A 255-nucleotide genomic window follows, 5' to 3' on the forward strand; every position below is an offset into this window, starting at 1 on the left:
TCTCCATAATACATCTCTTGCTTGAGGACCCCAAAGAAATTTTCCATTGCCGCATTATCCGCACATGTTGCTTTTCGAGACATGCTTTGAAAAATATTATTTTTCTTTAATGTTTTTACCCAAGTCTGATGTTGATAATGCCAACCTTGATCCGAATGAATGGTGGTGCGATATTCTGCTTCATTTGTAATGGTTCCTAATGCTTCAATTAATGGCTCTAGAACGAAGTCTAATGTTGGTCTGTTAGATAGACCA

The 255-nt window shown here is 37.3% G+C and carries 1 pseudogene; it reads right to left on the reverse strand.

Going from position 1 to position 255, the window contains the following annotated elements:
* A pseudogene (locus tag PZE06_RS29360) lies at positions 1–255 on the reverse strand (IS3-like element ISLsa2 family transposase); the annotation flags it as partial.

Origin of the sequence: Robertmurraya sp. DFI.2.37, from assembly GCF_029211245.1 — a bacterium.
GTDB classification, from domain to species: domain Bacteria; phylum Bacillota; class Bacilli; order Bacillales; family Cytobacillaceae; genus Robertmurraya; species Robertmurraya methanolica_A.